A 19,006-nucleotide genomic window follows, 5' to 3' on the forward strand; every position below is an offset into this window, starting at 1 on the left:
CGGCTCGCCTGCCGTCAGCGCCAGTCCTCGAACGCCCGCAGGAGGCGGGCGCGGAACTCCGGTGCGACGTCCCGGGGCTCGAGCGAGCCGAGAGTGCGCACGGTGACCCGGAACTGCTGGAGGTAGTTCTCGCAGCCGTCGCACTCCAGCAGGTGCAGGTCGAATCGCTCCCTGGTCTGCGCGTCCAGTGATCCGTCGAGATAGGCCGTCACCAATTCGACGAGTTCAATGCAGTCCATCAGACGTCATCCCCCAGATAGTCCTCCAGCTGCTGGCGGATCGCCGCCCTCCCGCGGTGCAGCAGCACGCGTTGATTCGCCACGCTCAGGTCGAGCAGCTCGCAGACCTCGCCCGAGTCGAACCCCAGCATGTCGCGCAGCGTCACCACGACACGTTGGCGCTCCGGCAGTTTCGCGAGTGCCCGCTGTGCGACGTCGAGCAGTTCCGCGCCGAGGGCCGAACCCTCGGGCGTCTCGGGGAACGGCGAGGGCTCCTCGGTCTCGCGCCAGTGTCCGGCCCACTCCTCGCCCGCGGCGCGAAACCGCGACGGGTCCACGGTCCCGCCGGTGAAGGCCGTCACGGCGACGTCGGCGTCACGGCGCTCGCGGACCCCGCGGTTCTTGGCGATGTTGATCAGCACCGTGAACAGCCAGGTGCGCAAGGACGATCGGCCCTCGAACGCGTCGATGCCCTTGACCAGTGCGAGCCAGGTCTCCTGGACGACCTCCTCGGCGATCGCCGCATTGGGCACGTATCCGCGCGCCACGCGCAGCATCGACGGCGTATGCAGGTCGACCACGCGGGCGAACGCCGCCCCGTCGCCGGCCTGCAGGGCGGCGATGAGGGCGGTCTCGTCGTACGGCGCGGGGGTCATTCGAGCGCGCGGTGCAGGAACTCGTAGATCAGTGCCGACCGGAACGCCGTCTGCGCGTTGTCCGCAGCCCCCGCGTGCCCGCCCTCGACGTTCTCGTAGTACCGCACCCGGTGGCCGGCCTCCTCCAGCGCCGCCGTCATCTTCCTGGCGTGGCCCGGGTGCACGCGATCGTCGCGCGTCGACGTCGTCATCAACAACTCCGGATACTCGCGTTCGGCCGAGATGTTCTGGTAGGGCGAGTACTTCGAGATGAAGGCCCAGTCCTCCGGGTCGTCCGGGTTGCCGTACTCGGCGACCCAGGAGGCCCCGGCGAGCAGCAGGTGGTAGCGCTTCATGTCCAGCAGCGGCACGCTGCACACCAGTGCGCCGAAGAGTTCCGGATACTTCGTCAGCATGATGCCCATCAGCAGCCCGCCGTTGCTACCGCCTTGCGCGCCAAGCTGTTCGACGGTCGCGATGCCGCGTTTCACGACGTCGGCTGCGACGGCGGCGAAGTCCTCGTCGACCAGGTGCCTGCCCTCCCGCATCGCCTGGGTGTGCCAGCGCGGGCCGTATTCGCCGCCACCGCGGATGTTCGCCAGCACGTACGTGCCACCCCTGGACAGCCACAGCTTGCCGAGCACGCCGCCGTAACCCGGGGTGTTGGACGACTCGAATCCGCCGTACCCGCCGAGCAGTGTTTTGCCCGGACCCGTCGAATTGCGGTGTCCCACCACGAAGTACGGGATCATGGTGCCATCCGCCGAGGCGACGAAGTGCTGGGCGACCTCGATGTCGGAGGCGTCGAAGAACGACGGTGCGCTCTTGATCTCCGTGACCGCGTCACCCGCGCGGCCCCACAGCAGGGTCGAGGGCCTGTCGAATCCGCTGGAGTCGAGGAAGATCTCGTCGCCGTACTCGTCGACGTCGACGATCACGGTGGTGGCGTGCTCGGGGACGCCGGCGATGGGTTCCCTGGCCCACGAGCCGGGCGTGACGAGTTCGACGTGGGTGGCGACGTCGACGAGGGTCACCAGGACCATCCGATCGCGGGTCCAGGCGTAGGTGTCCAGGCTGGTGTGGTCGTCCGGTGTGAACACCACGGTCAATTCGACCGTGCCACTGAGGAAGTCGTCGTAGCGGGCGGCGAGTAGCGAGCCTGCCGGGTGGGTCGTGTCGCCGACGGTCCAGTCGGTGCGCGGTCGCACCAGCAGCCACTCCCGGTGGATGCCGATCGACGCGTCGGTCGGCACGTCGATGCGGACGAGCTCGTCACCGCGGATCTCGAAGTGCTCGTGGTTGAAGAAGTCGACCGACCGCGACGCCAGCAGCCGCTCGAAACCCGGCGTGAGGTCGACGCCCACCCCGACGCTGACGTCGGTGGCGACGCCCTCGAATACGGTGGGCGCGTCGGCCAGTGGCTCGCCGCGGCGCCACCGCTTGACCACCCTGGGATAGCCGGACTCGGTCAGCGACCCGGGGCCGAAGTCCGTGCCGACGAGCACCGTGTCGCGGTCCTCCCACGACACGCTCGACTTGGCCTCCGGCAGCGTGAAGCCGTCGACGACGAATTGGCGTGCGGCCACGTCGTATTCGCGGGTGACGGTCGCGTCGGAGCCGCCGCGGGACAGGCTGATCAGCGCCAGCGAGTAGTCGGGCTCGAGGACGTCGGCACCCGCCCACACCCAGTTCTCCCCGTCGGCGGCGGCGAGGGCGTCGACGTCGAGCAGGACGTCCCAGTCGGGGTCGTCGGTGCGGTAGTCCTCCAGCGTGGTGCGACGCCACAGCCCCCGCGGGTGCTCGGCGTCGCGCCAGAAGTTGTAGAGGTACTCACCGCGGCGCCGCACGTAGGGGATGCGGGCGTCGGTGTCGAGGATCTGCAGCGCCTCGGCGCGCATCTGCTCGAAGCGCTCGCCGCAGAGCTCGTCGAGGGTCGGCTCGTTGTGCCGGCGCACCCACTCCAGCGCGTCGTCACCGGTGATGTCCTCGAGCCACAGATGGGGGTCCTGGTTCACGGCCCCATTGTGCCCACCCATCGGCGAGGTCATCGCGATGCGGTCTCCGCCGGCACCTGCGAGGGCTACCGTGGAGACGATGACCACACCCCCGCGGGCATTGATCACCGAAGCCGCCGCCGCGCTGCTGCGCACGCTGCAGGATCGCCATGGCGCGTTGATGTTCCACCAGTCCGGCGGGTGCTGTGACGGGTCCTCGCCGATGTGCTACCCGCAGGGGGAATTCCTGGTCGGTGACCGCGACGTCCTGCTGTCGGTCCTCGACGTGGGTGACGGGGTGCCGGTCTGGATCTCCGGCAGCCAGTTCGAGGCGTGGAAGCACACGCAGCTCGTCATCGACGTGGTCCCCGGCCGCGGCGGTGGGTTCAGCCTGGAGGCGCCCGAGGGCATGCGCTTCCTCAGCCGCGGTAGGGCCTACACCGAGGACGAGAACCAGCAGCTCGACGGGGAACCACCGGTGACCGGAGCGAGGTACGAGGCGGGTGATCGACCCCGTGACACCGGCACGCACGTCGTGGCCGAGGCGCAGGACGCCTGCCCGATCCCCGCGGCCCGCATTCAGCGCTGACGCTGCCATTAGGCTGGGTACGTGACTCACTATGACGTCGTCGTACTCGGTGCCGGCCCCGGCGGTTACGTAGCCGCCATTCGCGCGGCCCAGCTCGGCCTCAACACCGCCATCATCGAACCCAAGTACTGGGGTGGCGTCTGCCTCAACGTCGGCTGCATCCCGTCCAAGGCGCTGCTGCGCAACGCGGAGCTCGCCCACATCTTCACGAAGGAAGCCAAGCAGTTCGGCATCAGCGGGGAGGCGACGTTCGACTACGGCACCGCCTTCGACCGCAGCCGCAAGGTCGCCGAGGGCCGCGTCGCCGGCGTGCACTTCCTGATGAAGAAGAACAAGATCACCGAGATCCACGGCTACGGCAAGTTCGTCGACGACAAGACCATCGAGGTCGACCTCAACGAGGGCGACACCGAGACCGTCACGTTCGACGACGTCATCATCGCGACCGGCGCCCACACCAAGCTGGTGCCCGGCACGTCGATGAGCAAGAACGTCATCACCTACGAAGAGCAGATCATGGAGCGCGAGCTGCCCTCCTCGATCGTCATCGCCGGCGCGGGAGCGATCGGCATGGAGTTCGCCTACGTGATGAAGAACTACGGCGTCGACGTGACGATCGTCGAATTCCTGCCTCGCGCCCTGCCCAACGAGGACGCCGAGGTCTCCAAGGAGATCGAGAAGCAGTTCAAGAAGCTCGGGGTCAAGATCCTCACCGGCACCAAGGTCGAGTCGATCAAGGACGACGGGTCGACGGTCACCGTCTCGATCAGCAAGGACGGCAAGTCCGAGGAACTCAAGGCCGACAAGGTCATGCAGGCCATCGGCTTCGTGCCCAACGTCGACGGCTTCGACCTGAAGAAGGCGGGCGTCGAGCTCACCGATCGCGGCGGCATCGCCGTCGACGACCACATGCGCACCAACAAGCCGCACATCTACGCGATCGGTGACGTCACCGGCAAGCTGCAGCTGGCCCACGTCGCCGAGGCCATGGGCGTCGTCGCCGCCGAGACCATCGCCGGTGCGGAGACCCTGCCGCTCGGCGACTACCGGATGATGCCGCGCGCCACGTTCTGCCAGCCGCAGGTCGCCAGCTTCGGGCTCACCGAGCAGCAGGCCCGCGACGAGGGCTACGACGTGAAGGTCGCCAAGTTCCCGTTCACCGCCAACGGCAAGTCGCACGGCATGGGCGACCCCAGCGGCTTCGTCAAGCTGATCGCCGACGCCAAGTATGGCGAACTGCTCGGCGGGCACCTCATCGGCCATGACGTCTCCGAGCTGCTGCCGGAGCTGACGCTGGCCCAGAAGTGGGACCTGACCGTGAACGAGCTGGCCCGCAACGTGCACACCCATCCCACGCTGTCCGAGGCGTTGCAGGAGTGCTTCCACGGCCTGGCCGGCCACATGATCAACTTCTGAGGGTCGACGCGTGAGAGCGACGGTCGTCGCGGGGCTCGGAGGTCTGATCGTCGGGCACATGCTGTGGCTGCTGGCGATCTCGCTGGCGACCTCGACGACGACGGTGAGCACGTGGGTCCTCGTCGTCGCGGCGGGCTCATTGGTGCTGGCGGTCGTGGCGGGATTGCTCGGGCGAATCAGCTACGGCCGCAAGGCTTTTGCGAAGGCGGCGTTCCTCTGGTGCCTGCCGGTCTCGCCGATCGTGTTCTCGATCAGCGTGCTCGCGGTCACCTACCTCTAGCTCAGTCCCGGAAGTCGAGCGGGACCCGCAGCGTCGCCAGCGTCGCGGCCAACCCGTCGTACTGGGCGGCCAGCATGCAGAACTCGATGAGCTGCTTGCGGTCCAGGTGCGACGCCAGCGCCGACCAGGTCTCCTGCGACATCGACCGGGTGACGACGAACTCGTCGGTCGCGGTGATCAGCACCCGCTGGCGGTCGGTCAGCCCGTCGGAGTCGGGGCCGGCGAAGATGGCGGCCTGCGTCTCGTCGCTGAGCCCCCGGCTGCGGGCGAGCCGGCGGTGCTGCTGCAGCTCGTATTCGCTGTCCCGAAGATGCCCGACGCGCAGGATGACCAGCTCGGCGTCCTTGCGAGACAGCTTGCCCCAGTTGAGCAGCACGCCGGAGTAGGGCAGCCACGCCAGCAGCAGCAGGCGGTGCTGACCGATGACGTCCATTAGGTGAAAGCGCGGCGCGCGTATGACGCGGGCCCCGAGCTTGGCGATGATCCAGCCGATCGGGCCGAGTTCGCGCACGCTCCCGGTCGACGGGATGCGGGCGGGCTGAGTCTCCGTCATGAGTGCTTCACCAGGTAGGGCGACACCGTGCTCCGATGCTCGTCGAGGTCGAGCGCGCGACCCAGAGCGGGAAACGCGCGTTGAGGGCAGTTGTCCCGCTCGCAGACCCGGCACCCCGCGCCGATCGGCGTGGCGACGTCACCAGACAAGTCGAGACCCTCCGAATACACCAGACGCTGCGCGTGCCGGAGCTCGCAGCCGAGCCCGATCGCGAACGTCTTACCCGGCTGACCATAGCGCGACGCCCGTCGCTCCACCGTACGGGCGACCCACATGTAGTGCCGCCCGTCGGGCATCTGGGCGATCTGCACCCCGATCTTGCCGGGGTTGGCGAACGTCTCGTAGACGTTCCAGAGCGGGCAGGTGCCGCCACTGGCGGAGAAGTGAAAACCCGTGGCGGACTGGCGTTTCGACATGTTGCCCGCGCGGTCCACGCGGACGAACGACAGCGGCACCCCGCGCATCGACGGACGCTGCAGGGTGGACAGCCGGTGCGCGATGGTCTCGTAGCTGACCGAGTAGAACGCCGACAGCCGCTCGACGTCGTAGCGGAACTCCTCGGCCTTGTCGTGGAACTGACGGTAGGGCAGCACGGTGGCCGCGGCGAAGTAGTTGGCCAGGCCGAGCCGCGCCAGGATCCGCGATTCGTCGCTGGCGAACATGCCCTCGTCGACGAGGGTGTCGATCAGGTCGCCGAACTCGAGGTAGCCCAGCTCGGCGGCGAGCCGGAACACGTACTGGCCCGACGGCAGGTGGCCGGCGATCTCCAGGGTCTTGGTCGCCGGGTCGAAGCGGTGCAGCACGCCGCCGCCGAGGTCGACGCGGTTGACGATCCGCACGCCGTGCACGGCCACCAGGCGGTCGGACAGGTCCCGGGACAGGTCCGCGCGGTGCATGCGCATCCGCAGCGTGAGGTCCTCGGCGGCGGTGTCCAGCTCGTGCAGGTAGTTCTGCCGCTGGTAGAAGTAGTCGCGCACCTCTTCGTGCGGCATGGAGATCGCGCCCGACCCGGAGCTGGCGCCGCTGCCGTCGGAGAAGCGGTCCTCGGTGGCCGCGGCCAGCTGCGTGGTGGTCAGGCGGTAGCGCCGGTGCAGGTTGACCATCGCGCGCGCCAGGGTCGGATGCGCGCCCACCACGTCGGCGATCTCGGCCAGGTCGACGTCGACGCCGAGGTCGCGGTCCATCGTCACCTCGCGCAGCTCGGCCACCAACCGCGTGTCGTCCTGGCTGGCGAAGAACGTCGCGTCGACGCCGAACACCTCGGTTATCCGCAGTAGGACCGCCACCGTGAGCGGCCGCACGTCGTGCTCGATCTGGTTGAGGTAGCTGGGGGAGATGTCCAGCATCTGCGCCAACGCCGCCTGGCTGAAGCCGCGTTCGCTGCGGAGCTGGCGCACGCGCGATCCGACGAAGGTCTTGGCCACGACGTCGAGGCTAGCAACCGTGCGAAGGCATTCTTCGCATCATTGGCATGGAAATGCCTGTGGCAGTATCGGGATCCGTGAGCAACACCGGGGGAAGTGCCGAAGACCCGTCGCACAGCCTGCGAACCGGCCTGGCCAAGACCATGATGCCGGTGCCGGACCCGCACCCCGACGTCTTCGACACCCAGTGGCCGCTGCGGGTGGCCGACGTGGATCGCCGGGGCCGGTTGAAGTTCGACGCCGCCACCCGCCACATCCAGGACGTCGGCTCGGATCAGCTGCGCGAGATGGGCTACGACGAGACCCACCCGCTGTGGATCGTCCGGCGGACCATGATCGACCTCATCGAGCCCATCGAGTTCAAGGACATCCTGCGCCTGCGCCGCTGGTGCTCGGGCACGTCGAACCGGTGGTGCGAGATGCGCGTGCGCATCGACGGCCGCAAGGGCGGGCTGATGGAGTCCGAGGCGTTCTGGATCAACATCAACCGCGAGACGCAGGGCCCATCGCGCATCTCCGACGACTTCCTGGCCGGCCTGCGGCGCACGACCACCGTCGACCGGCTGCGGTGGAAGGCCTACTTGACGGCGGGCGGCCGCGACACCGCCGACGAGACCCGCGACTACCCGGTGCGGGCCAGCGACATCGACATCTTCGACCACATGAACAACTCCGTGTACTGGTCGGTGGTCGAGGAGTACCTCGACGCCCACCCCGATCTGCTCGGCGCACCGCTGCGGGTCACGATCGAGCACGACCTGCCCGTCGCCCTCGGGGACAAGCTCGAGATCCTCACCCACGTGCACCCGGCGGGTTCGACGGACGCGTTCGGCGACTACCTCGTCGACCGCACTGTTACAACGCTCACATATGTGGTCGGCGACGAGGTCAAGGCCGTCGCCTGCCTGTTCGCACTCTGAATCGGTCCGGTTAACAGTACGAGCGTACTGACCTGCGAGGACGTGCTACCGTCGGGTAACTTCTGAACCGTTTCAGCTCCGCTTGGCTTCGCAACCTTCGCAAGATGCCGAAGGTGCTTGGCGAAAATTGACAAGCGAAACGGGTGGACCTGCGTATATGGGCTGTGACACTCTCGTCTTAGCAGTAAAAGTTAACTCGCGGTGGCGTTAACAAGATCAGCCAGACGTCGCCTGCGGCCGTAACCGAAGGAGCCCGATGTCCACCGTTGGCACACCGAAGTCGCCCGAACAGATCCAGCACGACTGGGACCACAACCCCCGCTGGAAGGGCATCACCCGCACCTACAGCCCGCAGGACGTCGTGGCGCTGCAGGGCACCGTCGTCGAAGAGTCCACCCTCGCCCGCCGTGGCGCCGAGGTGCTGTGGGAGCAGCTCCACGACATGGACTTCGTCAACTCGCTCGGCGCCCTGACCGGCAACCAGGCCGTGCAGCAGGTCCGCGCCGGCCTCAAGGCCATCTACCTATCCGGGTGGCAGGTCGCCGGTGACGCGAACCTGTCCGGCCACACCTACCCCGACCAGAGCCTCTACCCGGCCAACTCGGTGCCGCAGGTCGTGCGCCGCATCAACAACGCGCTGCTGCGCGCCGACCAGATCGCCAAGGTCGAGGGCGACCGCTCCGTCGAGAACTGGCTCGCCCCGATCGTCGCCGACGGCGAAGCCGGCTTCGGTGGCGCGCTCAACGTCTACGAGCTGCAGAAGGCCATGATCGCGGCCGGTGTCGCCGGTTCGCACTGGGAGGACCAGCTGGCCTCGGAGAAGAAGTGCGGCCACCTCGGTGGCAAGGTGCTGATCCCCACCCAGCAGCACATCCGCACCCTGACCTCGGCGCGTCTGGCGGCCGACGTCGCCGACGTCCCCACGCTCGTCATCGCCCGCACCGACGCCGAGGCCGCCACGCTCATCACCTCCGACGTCGACGAGCGCGACCGCCCGTTCGTCACCGGCGAGCGCACCGCCGAAGGCTTCTACCGCGTCAAGAACGGCCTGGAGCCGTGCATCTCGCGCGCCAAGTCCTACGCGCCGTACGCCGACCTCATCTGGATGGAGACCGGCACCCCGGACCTGGAGCTGGCCAAGAAGTTCGCCGAGGGCGTCAAGAGCGAATTCCCCGACCAGATGCTGGCCTACAACTGCTCGCCGTCCTTCAACTGGAAGCAGCACCTGGACGACGCGACCATCGCGAAGTTCCAGAAGGAGCTCGGCGCCATGGGCTTCAAGTTCCAGTTCATCACCCTGGCCGGCTTCCACGCCCTCAACTACTCGATGTTCGACCTGGCCTACGGCTACGCCCGCAACCAGATGAGCGCGTACGTCGAGCTGCAGGAGCGGGAGTTCGCCGCTGAGGAGCGTGGCTACACCGCGACGAAGCACCAGCGCGAGGTTGGCGCCGGCTACTTCGACCGCATCGCCACCACCGTGGACCCGACCTCGTCGACCACCGCGCTCGCGGGCTCGACCGAAGAGGGCCAGTTCCACTAAGTCCCGGTTTTCTGCGCGAGCAGACGCAAACGGCCCTGAAACCGCGTGTTTCAGGGCCTTTTGCGTCTGCTGGCGGTTCAGGAGAGAGTGTCAGCGTGACTATCGAACGAGTGGGCGTCGTGGGCGCCGGGCAAATGGGAGCGGGCATCGCCGAGGTGTCACTGCGGGCCGGTGCGGACGTCCGCATCTACGAGCCGACCGAGGCGCTGGCGAAGGCGGGCCGCGACCGCATCGCCACCTCGCTGGAGCGTGGCGTCAGCCGCGGCAAGCTGTCTGAGGCCGACCGCGACGACGCGTTGGCGCGGCTCAGCGTCGCGACCGACATGGCCGACCTCGCGGACCGTCAGCTGGTGGTCGAGGCGATCGTCGAGGACGCCGCGGTGAAGACCAAGGTGTTCGCGCAACTCGACGAGGTCGTCACCGATCCGGACGCGGTATTAGCGTCCAACACCTCGAGCATCCCCATCATGAAGATCGCGGCGGCCACCAAGAACCCGAGCCGCGTGCTCGGACTGCACTTCTTCAACCCGGTCCCGGTGCTGCCGCTCGTCGAGCTGGTGCCCACGCTCGTCACGTCCGACGGGGCGCTTGCGCGCGTCGAGCAGTTCGCCAGCGAGACCCTGGGCAAGAAGGTCGTGCGGTGCACCGACCGCTCGGGCTTCGTCGTCAACGCGCTGCTGGTGCCCTACCTGCTATCCGCGATTAGGATGGCGGAGGCCGGCGTCGCGACGGTCGAGGACATCGACACCGCCGTCGTCGCCGGGCTGTCGCACCCGATGGGCCCGCTGCGGCTGAGCGACCTGGTGGGGCTGGACACGCTGAAGCTGATTGCGGACAGCATGTTCGAGGAGTTCAAGGAGCCGCAGTACGGCCCGCCGCCGCTGCTGCAGCGCATGGTCGAGGCGGGGCAGTTGGGCAAGAAGTCGGGCAAGGGCTTCTACGACTACTAGTCGGCCGCCGAGCGCACGCTTCTTGTACGCAAACGTCGAGTAACCCCGTCAACAAGCGTGCGCTCAGCGATGCCCGAGCGCTCTCTGGACCCTGGCCACGATCGCAGCGCGCTCGTAGCGCAGTTGACGCGCGCTGACCCTGACGATCGTCCACCCGCGGTTGGCCAGGAACTCCAAGCGCATGATGTCGTTGGCGTAATCGGCGGGACCCGTGAAGTGCTGCTCGCCGTCGTACTCAGCACCGACCATTCGCTCGGGCCACCCCATGTCGATGCGGCGGACGACACGACCCCATTCGTTCGTCACGGGGATCTGCGTGACGGGCCGTGGCAGGCCCGCCTCCACCAGGAGTAGGCGGAGGCGTGTCTCTTGCGGTGACTCGGCACCCGTATCGACTAGATCGAGCGCCCGTCGCAAACGCCGCACACCTCTCGCGCCCGGGTACCGTGCCGCGACGTCCTCGACTCGCGACGGCGGCGTGCCCGTCGCATTCAGGAGAGCGTCGATGCGGATCACGGCGGTCTCGAGGGGTAGTCGGCGCCCGAGGTCATAGGACGTCCGGGCATCCGTCGTGCACACCATGCCGTCGACGGTGCACAGTTCGTCGTCTCGAATGTCGTTGCTGTGCATCACGATTCCGCGTGGCGTATCCCGGCGCGAGTGCGCGACCTCTGCCGGTAACTCCGGTGGAATCCAGCGGCTGCCCAGGAGGGCTGCTGCCGAATGCCCGACGAGGACGGCTCGTCGGCCCGACCACAGCCACGCCGCATGCGCCCGGTCGCGGGCCGTCAACTCGGCGCCGTGGGGAGCGTAGACGTTTCGATAGACCTTGGTGTAGCGCTGCCGTAGGTCGCGCCTCGTCAACTGTCCCGAGGCGAGCGCTTCGGTGGCGACGATCAGGCGGTCCGGCACCCGTCCATCGTCACGGCGCCGGCGGGGCCTCGGTCGCACCGATCGCCGAGTGCACGCTTGTTGGACACGAACGTCGAGTAGAGCCGTCAACAAGCGTGCGCTCGGCGGCTAGGCCGTCTTGAGCCGACGCTTCTCCGCCTTGACGTCGAAATCCGGTGGCGGCCAAGCCAAGTCGAGGCCGTCGAGCGCCTCGATCAGCAGCTCGGTGATCGCCAGGCGCGAGTACCACTTGCGGTCGCAGGGGATGACGTGCCACGGCGCGTATTCGGTCGAGGTGCGGTCGAGCACCGCCTGGTAGGCCTCCTGGTACTTGGGCCACAGCTCGCGTTCGTCGATGTCGGCGGGGTTGAACTTCCAGAACTTGTCGGGGCGGCGCAGCCGTTTGGCGAGCCGCTTCTTCTGCTCGTCGAGCGAGACGAACATCGCGCACTTGACGATCGTCGTCCCGTCGTCGACGAGTTCCCGCTCGAACGCGTTGATCTCGTCGTAGCGTCGGCCCCACACCTCGGGCGGCACCAGATCGTGCACCCGTACGGCGAGGACGTCCTCGTAGTGCGACCGGTCGAACACGCCGATGTGGCCCGCCGGCGGCAGCGCCTTGCGAATCCGCCACAGGTAGTCGTGGGCGAGCTCCTCCTCGGTCGGCTTGCCGAAGCTCGAGTATCGGATGCCCTGCGGATTGCCCGCTCCCACAACGTGTTTGACGATTCCGCCCTTGCCCGCGGTGTCCATGCCCTGCAGCACGAGGAGGATCTTGCGGGTGTCCCCGGCGCGGCTGCCGGCATACAGCATCTCCTGCAGGTCGGCGAACACCTCGTTGCGCTCGTCCTGCAGGTCGCCCGAATCCTTCTTCTTGCCGGTGAATCCGGGCGTCGAAGCCGTCTCGATGTCGGCGACCGCGGTGCCCGCCCGGAACTCCAGGAGGTCGTGCGGTTCGTGGGTCCAGAGCGACGGAAGGTCGGCGTCGGGGGTTCGGGCCATCCCGTCAGTCAAGCAGGTGCGGCGGCAACACCGGGGAGGGATGGGGTGACGCGTTGAAACTCTCCAGCGATCCGCCCACCTCGACGATGCCCCGCAACGCGTTCCACGACAGCATCGTCAGGTAGTCGATCAGCTCGTCGGCCGTCATCCGCGGGTTCGACATCCAGGAGTGGGTGGCCAGCTGCACGCCGCCGACGATCATGAACGCCCACGGGTTGGCGCCGCTGGTGTCCATGCCGACCGACGCCATCCGCCTGCGCAGCATGACGCCGAGCATGCGGGCGATGATCTGTTCGGACTCGGCTACGGCCTTGCTCTTGCTGGCCGAACTGTTGGCCATCACGAACGGATAGATCTCCGGCTCGGCGGCCACCGTGTGGACGTACACCCGGATGATCTCGCGGGTCAGGTCGTAGCCGTCGAGGTTGGCCGTCAGCGCGGCCGCCATGTTGGGGATCAGGGTGGTCTGCGCGAACCGCATCATGACGGCGGTCGTCAGGTCGTTCTTGTCGACGAAGTAGCGGTAGAGCACGGTCTTCGACACACCGATCTCGGCGGCGATCTCATCCATGCTCACGTTGCTGCCACGGAGCCGGATGGCATCGAGCGTGCCGTCGACCAACTCGTTGCGTCGATCGACTTTGTGCTGGTGCCAGCGTCGTTTGCGCCCGTCGGTCTTCACCGGTCCGGCCGGGGTCTGCTGTGCCACTTCCGCCCGTCTTCCATTCCCTCGTTCTCGTCGATGATACGGCCGAATCCGACGCGTGCCTCGGTGGGACGACCTGCCGCGGCGGACATGCAGGATGATGGACCCGTGGCACGAACCCCCACCGCGGAACCGCGGTCGAGCTTTGCCGAATCCTTCGCGGGCGTGGACTCCGCGGCCGATGCCGAGCGGCGTCGCGGGCTGCGCCGGATGAAGGTCGTCGCGCTGAGCTTCCTGCTCGGCGCGCTCCTCGTCTACGTCGTCACCAAGATCGTCGGCACGCACGGGTGGCTGGGCTACGTCAACGCCGCCGCCGAGGCGGGCATGGTGGGCGGGCTCGCCGACTGGTTTGCGGTCACGGCGCTGTTCAAGCATCCGCTGGGCATCCCGATTCCGCACACCGCGATCATCAAGCGCAAGAAGGACCAGCTGGGCGAGGGGCTCGGCTCGTTCGTGCGCGAGAACTTCATGTCGCCCGAGGTGATCGAGACCAAGATCCGCGAAGCCGACGTCGCGAGCCGCACGGGCAAGTGGCTCGCCGACACGCGCAACGCCGAGCGGGTGGCCGCCGAGGCCTCGACGGTGTTGCGGGTGATCGTCGAGATGCTGCGCGACGAGGACGTCCAGCAGGTGCTGGACAAGATGATCGTCAAGCGCATCGCGCAGCCGCAGTGGGGGCCGCCGGCGGGCCGGGTGCTCTCCAGCCTGCTCGAGGAGCATCGGCAGGAGGCGCTGCTGCAGCTGCTCGCCGACCGCGCGTTCGAATGGTCGCTGGGCGCCGACGACATCATCGAGCGCGTCATCGAGCGGGACTCGCCGACGTGGACACCCCGGTGGGTCGACAGCCTGGTGGGCGACCGGATCCACCGCGAGCTGATGGACTTCACCGACAAGGTGCGCCGCAATCCCGACCACGAGCTGCGGCGGTCGGCGACGAAGTTCCTCTTTGAGTTCGCCGACGACCTGCAGAACGACGAGGCGACCATTGCCAGGGCCGAGAAGGTCAAGGACCAGATCATGGCCCGCGAAGAGGTGACGAAGGCCGCGGAGACGGCGTGGACGACGGCCAAGCGCATCTTCATGGAGTCCGTCGACGACCCGCAGTCGACGCTGCGCACCAGGATCGCCGACTCGGTGGTGCACATCGGGGAGTCGCTGCGCGATGACGCCAACCTGCGCGACAAGGTCGACAACTGGATCGTCAGGGCCGCCCAGCACCTCGTCTCGCAGTATGGGACGGAGATCACAGCAATCATCACCGACACCATCGAGCGCTGGGACGCCGACGAGGCGAGCCGTCGCATCGAGCTGCACGTCGGCCGTGACCTGCAGTTCATTCGCATCAACGGCACGGTCGTCGGCTCGGTCGCGGGGTTGATCATCTTCTCGATCGGTGAACTGGTCAGCCATCTCTCGCATTAGCGCTAACAAGCGCTTGCAATAGTTAGCACCCCGTTCTACGGTGGTGTTCGAAGCAATTCGGATACCCGATGTGGAAGGGGACGGCATGCCGCAGGACGAGAACCTTGCCGCCGTCGTCTCCACCGCCGCACAGGACATCGGAGGCTTCATCCGTAGCCAGCGCGAAGCTGCGCAGGTTTCGGTGCGGCAGCTGGCCGAGAAGGCCGGTGTCAGCAATCCCTACCTCAGCCAGATCGAGCGGGGATTGCGGAAACCTTCTGCAGAGGTGCTCAACCAGATCGCCAAGGCGCTTCGGGTCTCTGCGGACGTGCTCTACGTCAGGGCCGGACTTCTCGAACCCAGCGAGCCGAGCGAGGTTCGCGACGCGATCGTCATGGACAGCGCGATCACCGAGCGGCAGAAGCAGGTGCTGCTCGACATCTACACCTCGTTCCGTGAGCAGAACGAGGCCTTGGATGCGGAGCCAGCCACTGACTGACATCCGACCATCTGCTGAAACAGCCAACCGAAACGACGTCCGAGAGGAAGAAGACCATGGCCGAGAAGAACCAGCCCACCGTTGAAGACCTGAAGGCCCCGCTGCTTGCCGCCGTCGGCGCCGCCGATCTGGCGCTCGCGACCGTGAACGAGATCGTGACGAGCCTGCGCGAGCGTGCCGAGGAGGCCCGCTCCGAGGCCTCGACGCGCGCCGAAGAGCGCCGCGCCCAGCTGAGCAAGCTGCAGGAGGAGCTGCCCAACCAGGTCGCCGAACTGCGCGAGAAGCTGAGCTCCGACGAGCTGCGCAAGGCCGCCGAGGGCTACGCCGAGGCCGCGACCGCGCAGTACAACAAGCTCGTCGAGCGTGGCGAGGAGGCGCTGACGCGTCTGCGCAGCACGCCCGCGCTCGAGGAGGCCGCCAGCCGCGTCGAGAGCGTCACCGACCAGGCCGTCGAGCTGACCCAGGATGCCCTCGGCACCGTCGCCTCGCAGACCCGCGCGGTCGGCGAGCGCGCCGCCAAGCTGGTGGGCGTCGAGCTGCCCAGCAAGGCCGCCGAGGCCGTCACCCCGGTGCAGCGCGCCGCGAAGAACGCGCCCCTGGACAAGGCCCCCGCCAAGGCGCCGGCGAAGGCCCCCGCCAAGGCCGCGGCGCCGGTGAAGGCCCCCGCCAAGAAGGCGCCCGCCAAGAAGGCTCCGGCCAAGAAGGCGCCCGCCAAGAAGGTCACCCAGAAGTAGGTCGGCGACCTGCCCCGACGAGCCGCCGCGGCGGCGAGTCGACCAAGGGGACGTAACCCGCATAGGCTTGGAGCGTGATGCTTCAAAACCTGGCGAGTTACGTCCTCTTCGCCATTCAGGTGGGCGTTCTCCTCGCGGGGTTGTACGCCTTCGTGCACGCGGCGCTGCAGCGCACCGATGCCTACCCCGCCGCCGAGAAGCTCAGCAAGCCGATCTGGTTGGCCATCCTCGGCGGGACGGGCGTGTTGGGATTCCTCTTGCCGCCTCCGGTCGGCTCGGCGATCGCGGCGTGCGCCGTCGGCATCTACCTCGTCGACGTCAGGCCCAAGATCCTCGAGGTCCAGGGGAAGTCGCGATAGCCCGCATGCTGCATCTGTTCGCCGCCGTGGCGGCGGCCGTCGTCCTGGCTGGGGTGATGGCAACGGGGGTCGTGGCGACGGGCCAGGCGCCCACCGCGGCCGCGGATCCCGCCGCCGCTCCGCCCTTCATCGACCACACCGAGTGGACCCATTGGAACGGCCTGTCGAGTCTGCACGTGTACCCGACCGCCGCGGGCCGGCGCGCCGCCGCCGAGTTCAACGAGGACGCCCAGGGGCAGGAGGCGTGGACCGAGGTGCTGCGGCTGTCCCCCGACGCCGACACCCCGGGGATGCGCGCGCAGTTCCTCTGCCACTGGGCGTTCGCCGAGAAGGTGCAGCCCGGCAAGACCAGCTGGAATCTCGAGCCATGGCGCCCGGTGGTCAGCGACCAGACGATGGTCGACACCCGCTGCAACCCCGGTGGCGCCGAGGAGCCGTCCTGATGACCTGGACCAGGGCCGCCGTGGCCGCGATGGTCGACCACACCCTGCTCAAGCCGGAGGCGAGGGCGGCCGACGTGTCGGCACTGGTAGCCGAGGCGGCCGACCTCGGCGTCTACGCGGTGTGCGTGTCGCCGTCGCTGGTGCCCGTCGCCGCAGGCGGATCGTCGGGTCTGGTGATCGCCGCGGTCGCCGGGTTCCCCTCGGGCAAGCACGTCTCGGACATCAAGGCGCAGGAGGCCGCACTGGCCGTCGCCGCGGGTGCCGGTGAGGTCGACATGGTCATCGACGTGGGCGCGGCGGTGGCCGGCGACCTCGCGGCCGTCCGCGCCGACGTCGCTGCCGTCCGCGCCGCGGTCCCGGATGCGGTGCTGAAGGTCATCGTCGAGTCCGCCGCGCTCCTGACGCTCGCCGGTGAGCAGACGCTGGTCGAGGTGTGCCGGGCGGCGGCCGAGGCGGGCGCCGAATTCGTCAAGACCTCGACGGGCTTTCACCCCGCGGGCGGCGCGTCGGTTCGTGCCGTCGAGATCATGGCCGCCACCGTCGGCCCGACCGTGGCCGTCAAGGCCAGCGGCGGCATCCGGACCGCCGCCGACGCCGTCGCCATGCTCGACGCGGGCGCGACGCGGCTCGGACTATCCGGCACCCGCGCGGTGCTCGACGGGCTGTCCTAGAGACCGGCGAAGCAGGGGTCCTGGCTGTTGCCGTTGCTCGCGGGGATGGAGGCGTTGCGCGTCGAGAACTTGCTGACCACGCCCGAATCGGTGACCTGCACGCTGTCGGCGTGCACGCCGAGCGGGTAGTTCTGCGTCAGCTGTCCGCTGAACGCGTCGAGTGCGGGCTGCACGGTCTCCCTCGGCAGCGTGAACCCCAGGCCGGTCAGCTGCTGCACCTGCAGGGAGATGCCGTTGTTCACGACCTCCGGCTTGACCACGATGCTGCCGAGCATGCCCTCGAGGTCGACCGTGCCGTCGGCGGCGTTGGTCTTGACGCCCGTGACGAAGCCGCCGATGAGGGGGATCGAGTTCTGGATGGTCTGTTTGATGCCGTCGGTCGACCACGTGAGCGTCGCGTCGAGCGCACCGATCGAGCCCGACGAGGAGCCGCTCTTGTCGATGCGCACGTCGTCGATGGAGATCTGGGCCTTCATGCCCTTGATGTTGCGGATCTGATTGCCGGCCGTGGTGACCGAGATGGTGTCGTAGTGGCTCGTCGCGTACTGGTAAAGGAACGGCGGGAATTTGGCGAACGACACGGTCACGTCGTCCTGGATCTCGCACTTCGTGGTGGCCGAGACGATCGAGTCGGCCCGCTGGCGCGCGTAGATCTCGCCCCCGACTAGGGCCGCCGCGCCGATCGCGAGCACGATGACGACCACCAGCACGATCGACAGGGGATCGCGCAGGAAGCCGAACCGTCCGCCACCGGACTCGTCGTGGTCACCGGCCTGCGCCGGCGAATGACCCTGTGCGGGCGGATATCCCTGCGCCGGCGGGTAGCCCTGCGCCGGCGAGTAGCCCTGCGGAGGTGGACCCGCGTACGGCGGCCCCGCCGGGTGCCCCGGCTGGGGCTGCTGCGGCTGGGGTTGCTGGTTGGCCGGTCGGGCCCACTGCTCGGAGGGGTCGGTCACCCCAGCGATTGTGCCCTACTCGTCTGAGCGAACCCGGCCCGGTTGCGCAGCACCGCGATGGCGTCGCGCGCCGGACCGACGGCGTCGAGGTCGACGTCGACGACCACGAGTTGCGGATCGGGTCCGGCCATGGCGACGACGTCACCGACCGGCGAGCACACCAGGCTGCCGCCGACGCCCGTCGGCCCCGCGGCGGCGATCTCGTCGCCGGGGTAGGCCTGGCCGACCGCGGCGAGGACGCTGGTGCAGTCGAGTGCGCGCGCCCGCGCCAGCAGCGTCCACTGGTCGAGCTTGCCGGGGCCCGAGCCCCACGACGCGTGCACGGTGACGAGCTGGGCGCCGCGCTGGGCGAGCTCGACGTAGAGCTCGGGGAACCGGATGTCGTAACAGGTCGTCAGACCGACGTCGACGCCGTCGACCGTGATGAGCGTGGGCTCGAAACCCGGTGCGACGGTGCGTGATTCGGTGAATCCGAAGGCGTCGTACAGGTAGATCTTGTGGTAGTGCGCGTCGACGCCGGGGCCGGCCGCCACCAGTGTGTTGGTGACCCGCCCGTCGTCGCTGGGGCAGAACATCCCCGCGACGACCACGATGCCCGCCTGCTCGGCGACGGCGCGGACCCCGTCGGCCCACGGCCCGTCGAGCGGTTGGGCGATGGGCTTGAGGGACACCCCGAACCGGCACATCGTGGCCTCCGGGAACAGCACCATGGCCGCGCCCGCGTCGGCGGCGCGCCGGGTGTGGTCTTCGACGAGCGCGAGGTTCGCCGCCGGGTCGGTGCCACTCTGGATCTGCGCCAAGGCAATCCGCATTCCGACAGCC

22 protein-coding genes are annotated in these 19,006 nt (G+C 68.3%); 12 read left to right on the forward strand and 10 right to left on the reverse strand.

Annotated elements, in window-relative coordinates; all coding sequences use genetic code 11:
* Positions 1–14: 14 nt before the first annotated feature.
* The 3 genes from G6N60_RS04030 to G6N60_RS04040 are packed head-to-tail and all read right to left on the reverse strand — an operon-like array spanning position 15 to position 2,889.
* A complete protein-coding gene (locus G6N60_RS04030) occupies positions 15–239 on the reverse strand; it encodes an anti-sigma factor family protein (RefSeq protein WP_163732886.1) in 225 nt (74 codons plus the stop codon).
* On the reverse strand, positions 239–874 hold the full coding sequence (locus tag G6N60_RS04035; RefSeq protein ID WP_163732889.1) for an RNA polymerase sigma factor: 636 nt from the start codon (positions 872–874) through the stop codon (positions 239–241). Before G6N60_RS04035 ends, G6N60_RS04030 begins: the two co-directional genes overlap by 1 nt.
* Entirely contained in the window at positions 871–2,889 is a 2,019-nt protein-coding gene (locus G6N60_RS04040; protein WP_179969756.1) for a prolyl oligopeptidase family serine peptidase, read from the reverse strand. The genes G6N60_RS04035 and G6N60_RS04040 overlap by 4 nt, the downstream gene beginning before the upstream one ends.
* Positions 2,890–2,947: 58 nt before the next feature.
* Here G6N60_RS04040 and G6N60_RS04045 point away from each other — a divergent pair, with 58 nt between their 5' ends.
* From G6N60_RS04045 to G6N60_RS04055, 3 genes are read left to right on the forward strand one after another with little or no spacing between them, the layout of a single operon-like run.
* On the forward strand, positions 2,948–3,436 hold the full coding sequence (locus G6N60_RS04045; RefSeq protein WP_163732896.1) for a DUF779 domain-containing protein: 489 nt from the start codon (positions 2,948–2,950) through the stop codon (positions 3,434–3,436).
* A gap of 21 nt (positions 3,437–3,457) precedes the next feature.
* A complete protein-coding gene (lpdA, locus tag G6N60_RS04050; protein ID WP_163732900.1) occupies positions 3,458–4,852 on the forward strand; it encodes a dihydrolipoyl dehydrogenase in 1,395 nt (464 codons plus the stop codon).
* Positions 4,853–4,862: 10 nt separating this feature from the next.
* Entirely contained in the window at positions 4,863–5,132 is a 270-nt protein-coding gene (locus tag G6N60_RS04055; protein WP_163732904.1) for a hypothetical protein, read from the forward strand.
* A 1-nt stretch (position 5,133) separates the two neighbouring features.
* Here G6N60_RS04055 and G6N60_RS04060 read toward each other — a convergent pair whose 3' ends face one another.
* A complete protein-coding gene (locus G6N60_RS04060; RefSeq protein WP_163732906.1) occupies positions 5,134–5,685 on the reverse strand; it encodes a carboxymuconolactone decarboxylase family protein in 552 nt (183 codons plus the stop codon).
* Positions 5,682–7,109, reverse strand: coding sequence for an acetate metabolism transcriptional regulator RamB (gene ramB / locus G6N60_RS04065; RefSeq protein ID WP_163732909.1), 1,428 nt, complete (start codon positions 7,107–7,109; stop codon positions 5,682–5,684). The genes G6N60_RS04060 and ramB overlap by 4 nt, the downstream gene beginning before the upstream one ends.
* A gap of 143 nt (positions 7,110–7,252) precedes the next feature.
* On the opposite strand from ramB, the gene G6N60_RS04070 reads away from it, so the two are divergent.
* The 3 genes from G6N60_RS04070 (at position 7,253) to G6N60_RS04080 (ending at position 10,522) form a co-directional block, all read left to right on the forward strand.
* On the forward strand, positions 7,253–8,029 hold the full coding sequence (locus tag G6N60_RS04070; RefSeq protein ID WP_246241114.1) for an acyl-[acyl-carrier-protein] thioesterase: 777 nt from the start codon (positions 7,253–7,255) through the stop codon (positions 8,027–8,029).
* 256 nt (positions 8,030–8,285) lie between these two features.
* Positions 8,286–9,572 carry an isocitrate lyase gene (gene aceA / locus G6N60_RS04075; protein ID WP_163732915.1) on the forward strand — a complete coding sequence of 429 codons (1,287 nt, stop codon included), beginning with the start codon at positions 8,286–8,288 and terminating at the stop codon, positions 9,570–9,572.
* A gap of 95 nt (positions 9,573–9,667) precedes the next feature.
* Positions 9,668–10,522: a 3-hydroxybutyryl-CoA dehydrogenase gene (locus G6N60_RS04080; RefSeq protein ID WP_163732917.1), complete on the forward strand. Its 855-nt coding sequence runs from the start codon at positions 9,668–9,670 to the stop codon at positions 10,520–10,522.
* A gap of 63 nt (positions 10,523–10,585) precedes the next feature.
* On the opposite strand, the gene G6N60_RS04085 is transcribed toward G6N60_RS04080, so the two are convergent.
* The 3 genes from G6N60_RS04085 to G6N60_RS04095 form a co-directional block, all read right to left on the reverse strand.
* A complete protein-coding gene (locus G6N60_RS04085; protein WP_163732920.1) occupies positions 10,586–11,434 on the reverse strand; it encodes an endonuclease domain-containing protein in 849 nt (282 codons plus the stop codon).
* Positions 11,435–11,542: 108 nt separating this feature from the next.
* Positions 11,543–12,415 (reverse strand): polyphosphate kinase 2 family protein, encoded by an 873-nt coding sequence (locus G6N60_RS04090; protein ID WP_163732923.1) that lies wholly within the window; start codon positions 12,413–12,415, stop codon positions 11,543–11,545.
* Between the two features lie 4 nt (positions 12,416–12,419).
* Positions 12,420–13,124 carry a TetR/AcrR family transcriptional regulator gene (locus tag G6N60_RS04095; RefSeq protein WP_163732928.1) on the reverse strand — a complete coding sequence of 235 codons (705 nt, stop codon included), beginning with the start codon at positions 13,122–13,124 and terminating at the stop codon, positions 12,420–12,422.
* A gap of 87 nt (positions 13,125–13,211) precedes the next feature.
* Between G6N60_RS04095 and G6N60_RS04100 the strand changes: the two genes are divergently transcribed.
* From G6N60_RS04100 to deoC, 6 genes are all read left to right on the forward strand, one after another.
* On the forward strand, positions 13,212–14,543 hold the full coding sequence (locus G6N60_RS04100; RefSeq protein WP_163732931.1) for a DUF445 domain-containing protein: 1,332 nt from the start codon (positions 13,212–13,214) through the stop codon (positions 14,541–14,543).
* Between the two features lie 85 nt (positions 14,544–14,628).
* Positions 14,629–15,021: a helix-turn-helix domain-containing protein gene (locus tag G6N60_RS04105; RefSeq protein WP_163732934.1), complete on the forward strand. Its 393-nt coding sequence runs from the start codon at positions 14,629–14,631 to the stop codon at positions 15,019–15,021.
* Between the two features lie 56 nt (positions 15,022–15,077).
* Positions 15,078–15,755 carry a heparin-binding hemagglutinin gene (locus tag G6N60_RS04110; RefSeq protein WP_163732938.1) on the forward strand — a complete coding sequence of 226 codons (678 nt, stop codon included), beginning with the start codon at positions 15,078–15,080 and terminating at the stop codon, positions 15,753–15,755.
* 77 nt (positions 15,756–15,832) lie between these two features.
* Positions 15,833–16,114, forward strand: coding sequence for a DUF2516 family protein (locus tag G6N60_RS04115; RefSeq protein WP_179969757.1), 282 nt, complete (start codon positions 15,833–15,835; stop codon positions 16,112–16,114).
* 56 nt (positions 16,115–16,170) lie between these two features.
* Entirely contained in the window at positions 16,171–16,557 is a 387-nt protein-coding gene (locus tag G6N60_RS04120) for a DUF2599 domain-containing protein (RefSeq protein WP_246241120.1), read from the forward strand.
* Positions 16,557–17,228 (forward strand): deoxyribose-phosphate aldolase, encoded by a 672-nt coding sequence (deoC, locus tag G6N60_RS04125; RefSeq protein WP_163732948.1) that lies wholly within the window; start codon positions 16,557–16,559, stop codon positions 17,226–17,228. The genes G6N60_RS04120 and deoC overlap by 1 nt, the downstream gene beginning before the upstream one ends.
* Here deoC and G6N60_RS04130 read toward each other — a convergent pair.
* Positions 17,225–18,184 carry an LmeA family phospholipid-binding protein gene (locus tag G6N60_RS04130; protein WP_163732951.1) on the reverse strand — a complete coding sequence of 320 codons (960 nt, stop codon included), beginning with the start codon at positions 18,182–18,184 and terminating at the stop codon, positions 17,225–17,227. The two genes, deoC and G6N60_RS04130, sit on opposite strands and share 4 nt — an antisense overlap.
* Positions 18,181–18,996, reverse strand: a complete 816-nt coding sequence (locus G6N60_RS04135; RefSeq protein WP_163732953.1) for a carbon-nitrogen hydrolase family protein — start codon at positions 18,994–18,996, stop codon at positions 18,181–18,183. The genes G6N60_RS04130 and G6N60_RS04135 overlap by 4 nt, the downstream gene beginning before the upstream one ends.
* Positions 18,997–19,006 lie beyond the last annotated feature (10 nt).

The sequence above is a fragment of the Mycolicibacterium madagascariense genome, assembly GCF_010729665.1.
Lineage (GTDB): Bacteria > Actinomycetota > Actinomycetes > Mycobacteriales > Mycobacteriaceae > Mycobacterium > Mycobacterium madagascariense.

Bases quoted from the DNA above. Each gene is read 5' to 3' on its own strand.
- G6N60_RS04030 (WP_163732886.1), bottom strand. From the start codon at position 239: ATGGACTGCATTGAACTCGTCGAATTGGTGACGGCCTATCTCGACGGA.
- G6N60_RS04035 (WP_163732889.1), bottom strand. From the start codon at position 874: ATGACCCCCGCGCCGTACGACGAGACCGCCCTCATCGCCGCCCTGCAG.
- G6N60_RS04040 (WP_179969756.1), bottom strand. From the start codon at position 2,889: ATGGGTGGGCACAATGGGGCCGTGAACCAGGACCCCCATCTGTGGCTC.
- G6N60_RS04045 (WP_163732896.1), top strand. From the start codon at position 2,948: ATGACCACACCCCCGCGGGCATTGATCACCGAAGCCGCCGCCGCGCTG.
- G6N60_RS04060 (WP_163732906.1), bottom strand. From the start codon at position 5,685: ATGACGGAGACTCAGCCCGCCCGCATCCCGTCGACCGGGAGCGTGCGC.
- G6N60_RS04070 (WP_246241114.1), top strand. From the start codon at position 7,253: ATGATGCCGGTGCCGGACCCGCACCCCGACGTCTTCGACACCCAGTGG.
- aceA (WP_163732915.1), top strand. From the start codon at position 8,286: ATGTCCACCGTTGGCACACCGAAGTCGCCCGAACAGATCCAGCACGAC.
- G6N60_RS04090 (WP_163732923.1), bottom strand. From the start codon at position 12,415: ATGGCCCGAACCCCCGACGCCGACCTTCCGTCGCTCTGGACCCACGAA.
- G6N60_RS04100 (WP_163732931.1), top strand. From the start codon at position 13,212: ATGCAGGATGATGGACCCGTGGCACGAACCCCCACCGCGGAACCGCGG.
- G6N60_RS04105 (WP_163732934.1), top strand. From the start codon at position 14,629: ATGCCGCAGGACGAGAACCTTGCCGCCGTCGTCTCCACCGCCGCACAG.
- G6N60_RS04110 (WP_163732938.1), top strand. From the start codon at position 15,078: ATGGCCGAGAAGAACCAGCCCACCGTTGAAGACCTGAAGGCCCCGCTG.
- G6N60_RS04115 (WP_179969757.1), top strand. From the start codon at position 15,833: ATGCTTCAAAACCTGGCGAGTTACGTCCTCTTCGCCATTCAGGTGGGC.
- G6N60_RS04120 (WP_246241120.1), top strand. From the start codon at position 16,171: ATGGCAACGGGGGTCGTGGCGACGGGCCAGGCGCCCACCGCGGCCGCG.
- deoC (WP_163732948.1), top strand. From the start codon at position 16,557: ATGACCTGGACCAGGGCCGCCGTGGCCGCGATGGTCGACCACACCCTG.
- G6N60_RS04135 (WP_163732953.1), bottom strand. From the start codon at position 18,996: ATGCGGATTGCCTTGGCGCAGATCCAGAGTGGCACCGACCCGGCGGCG.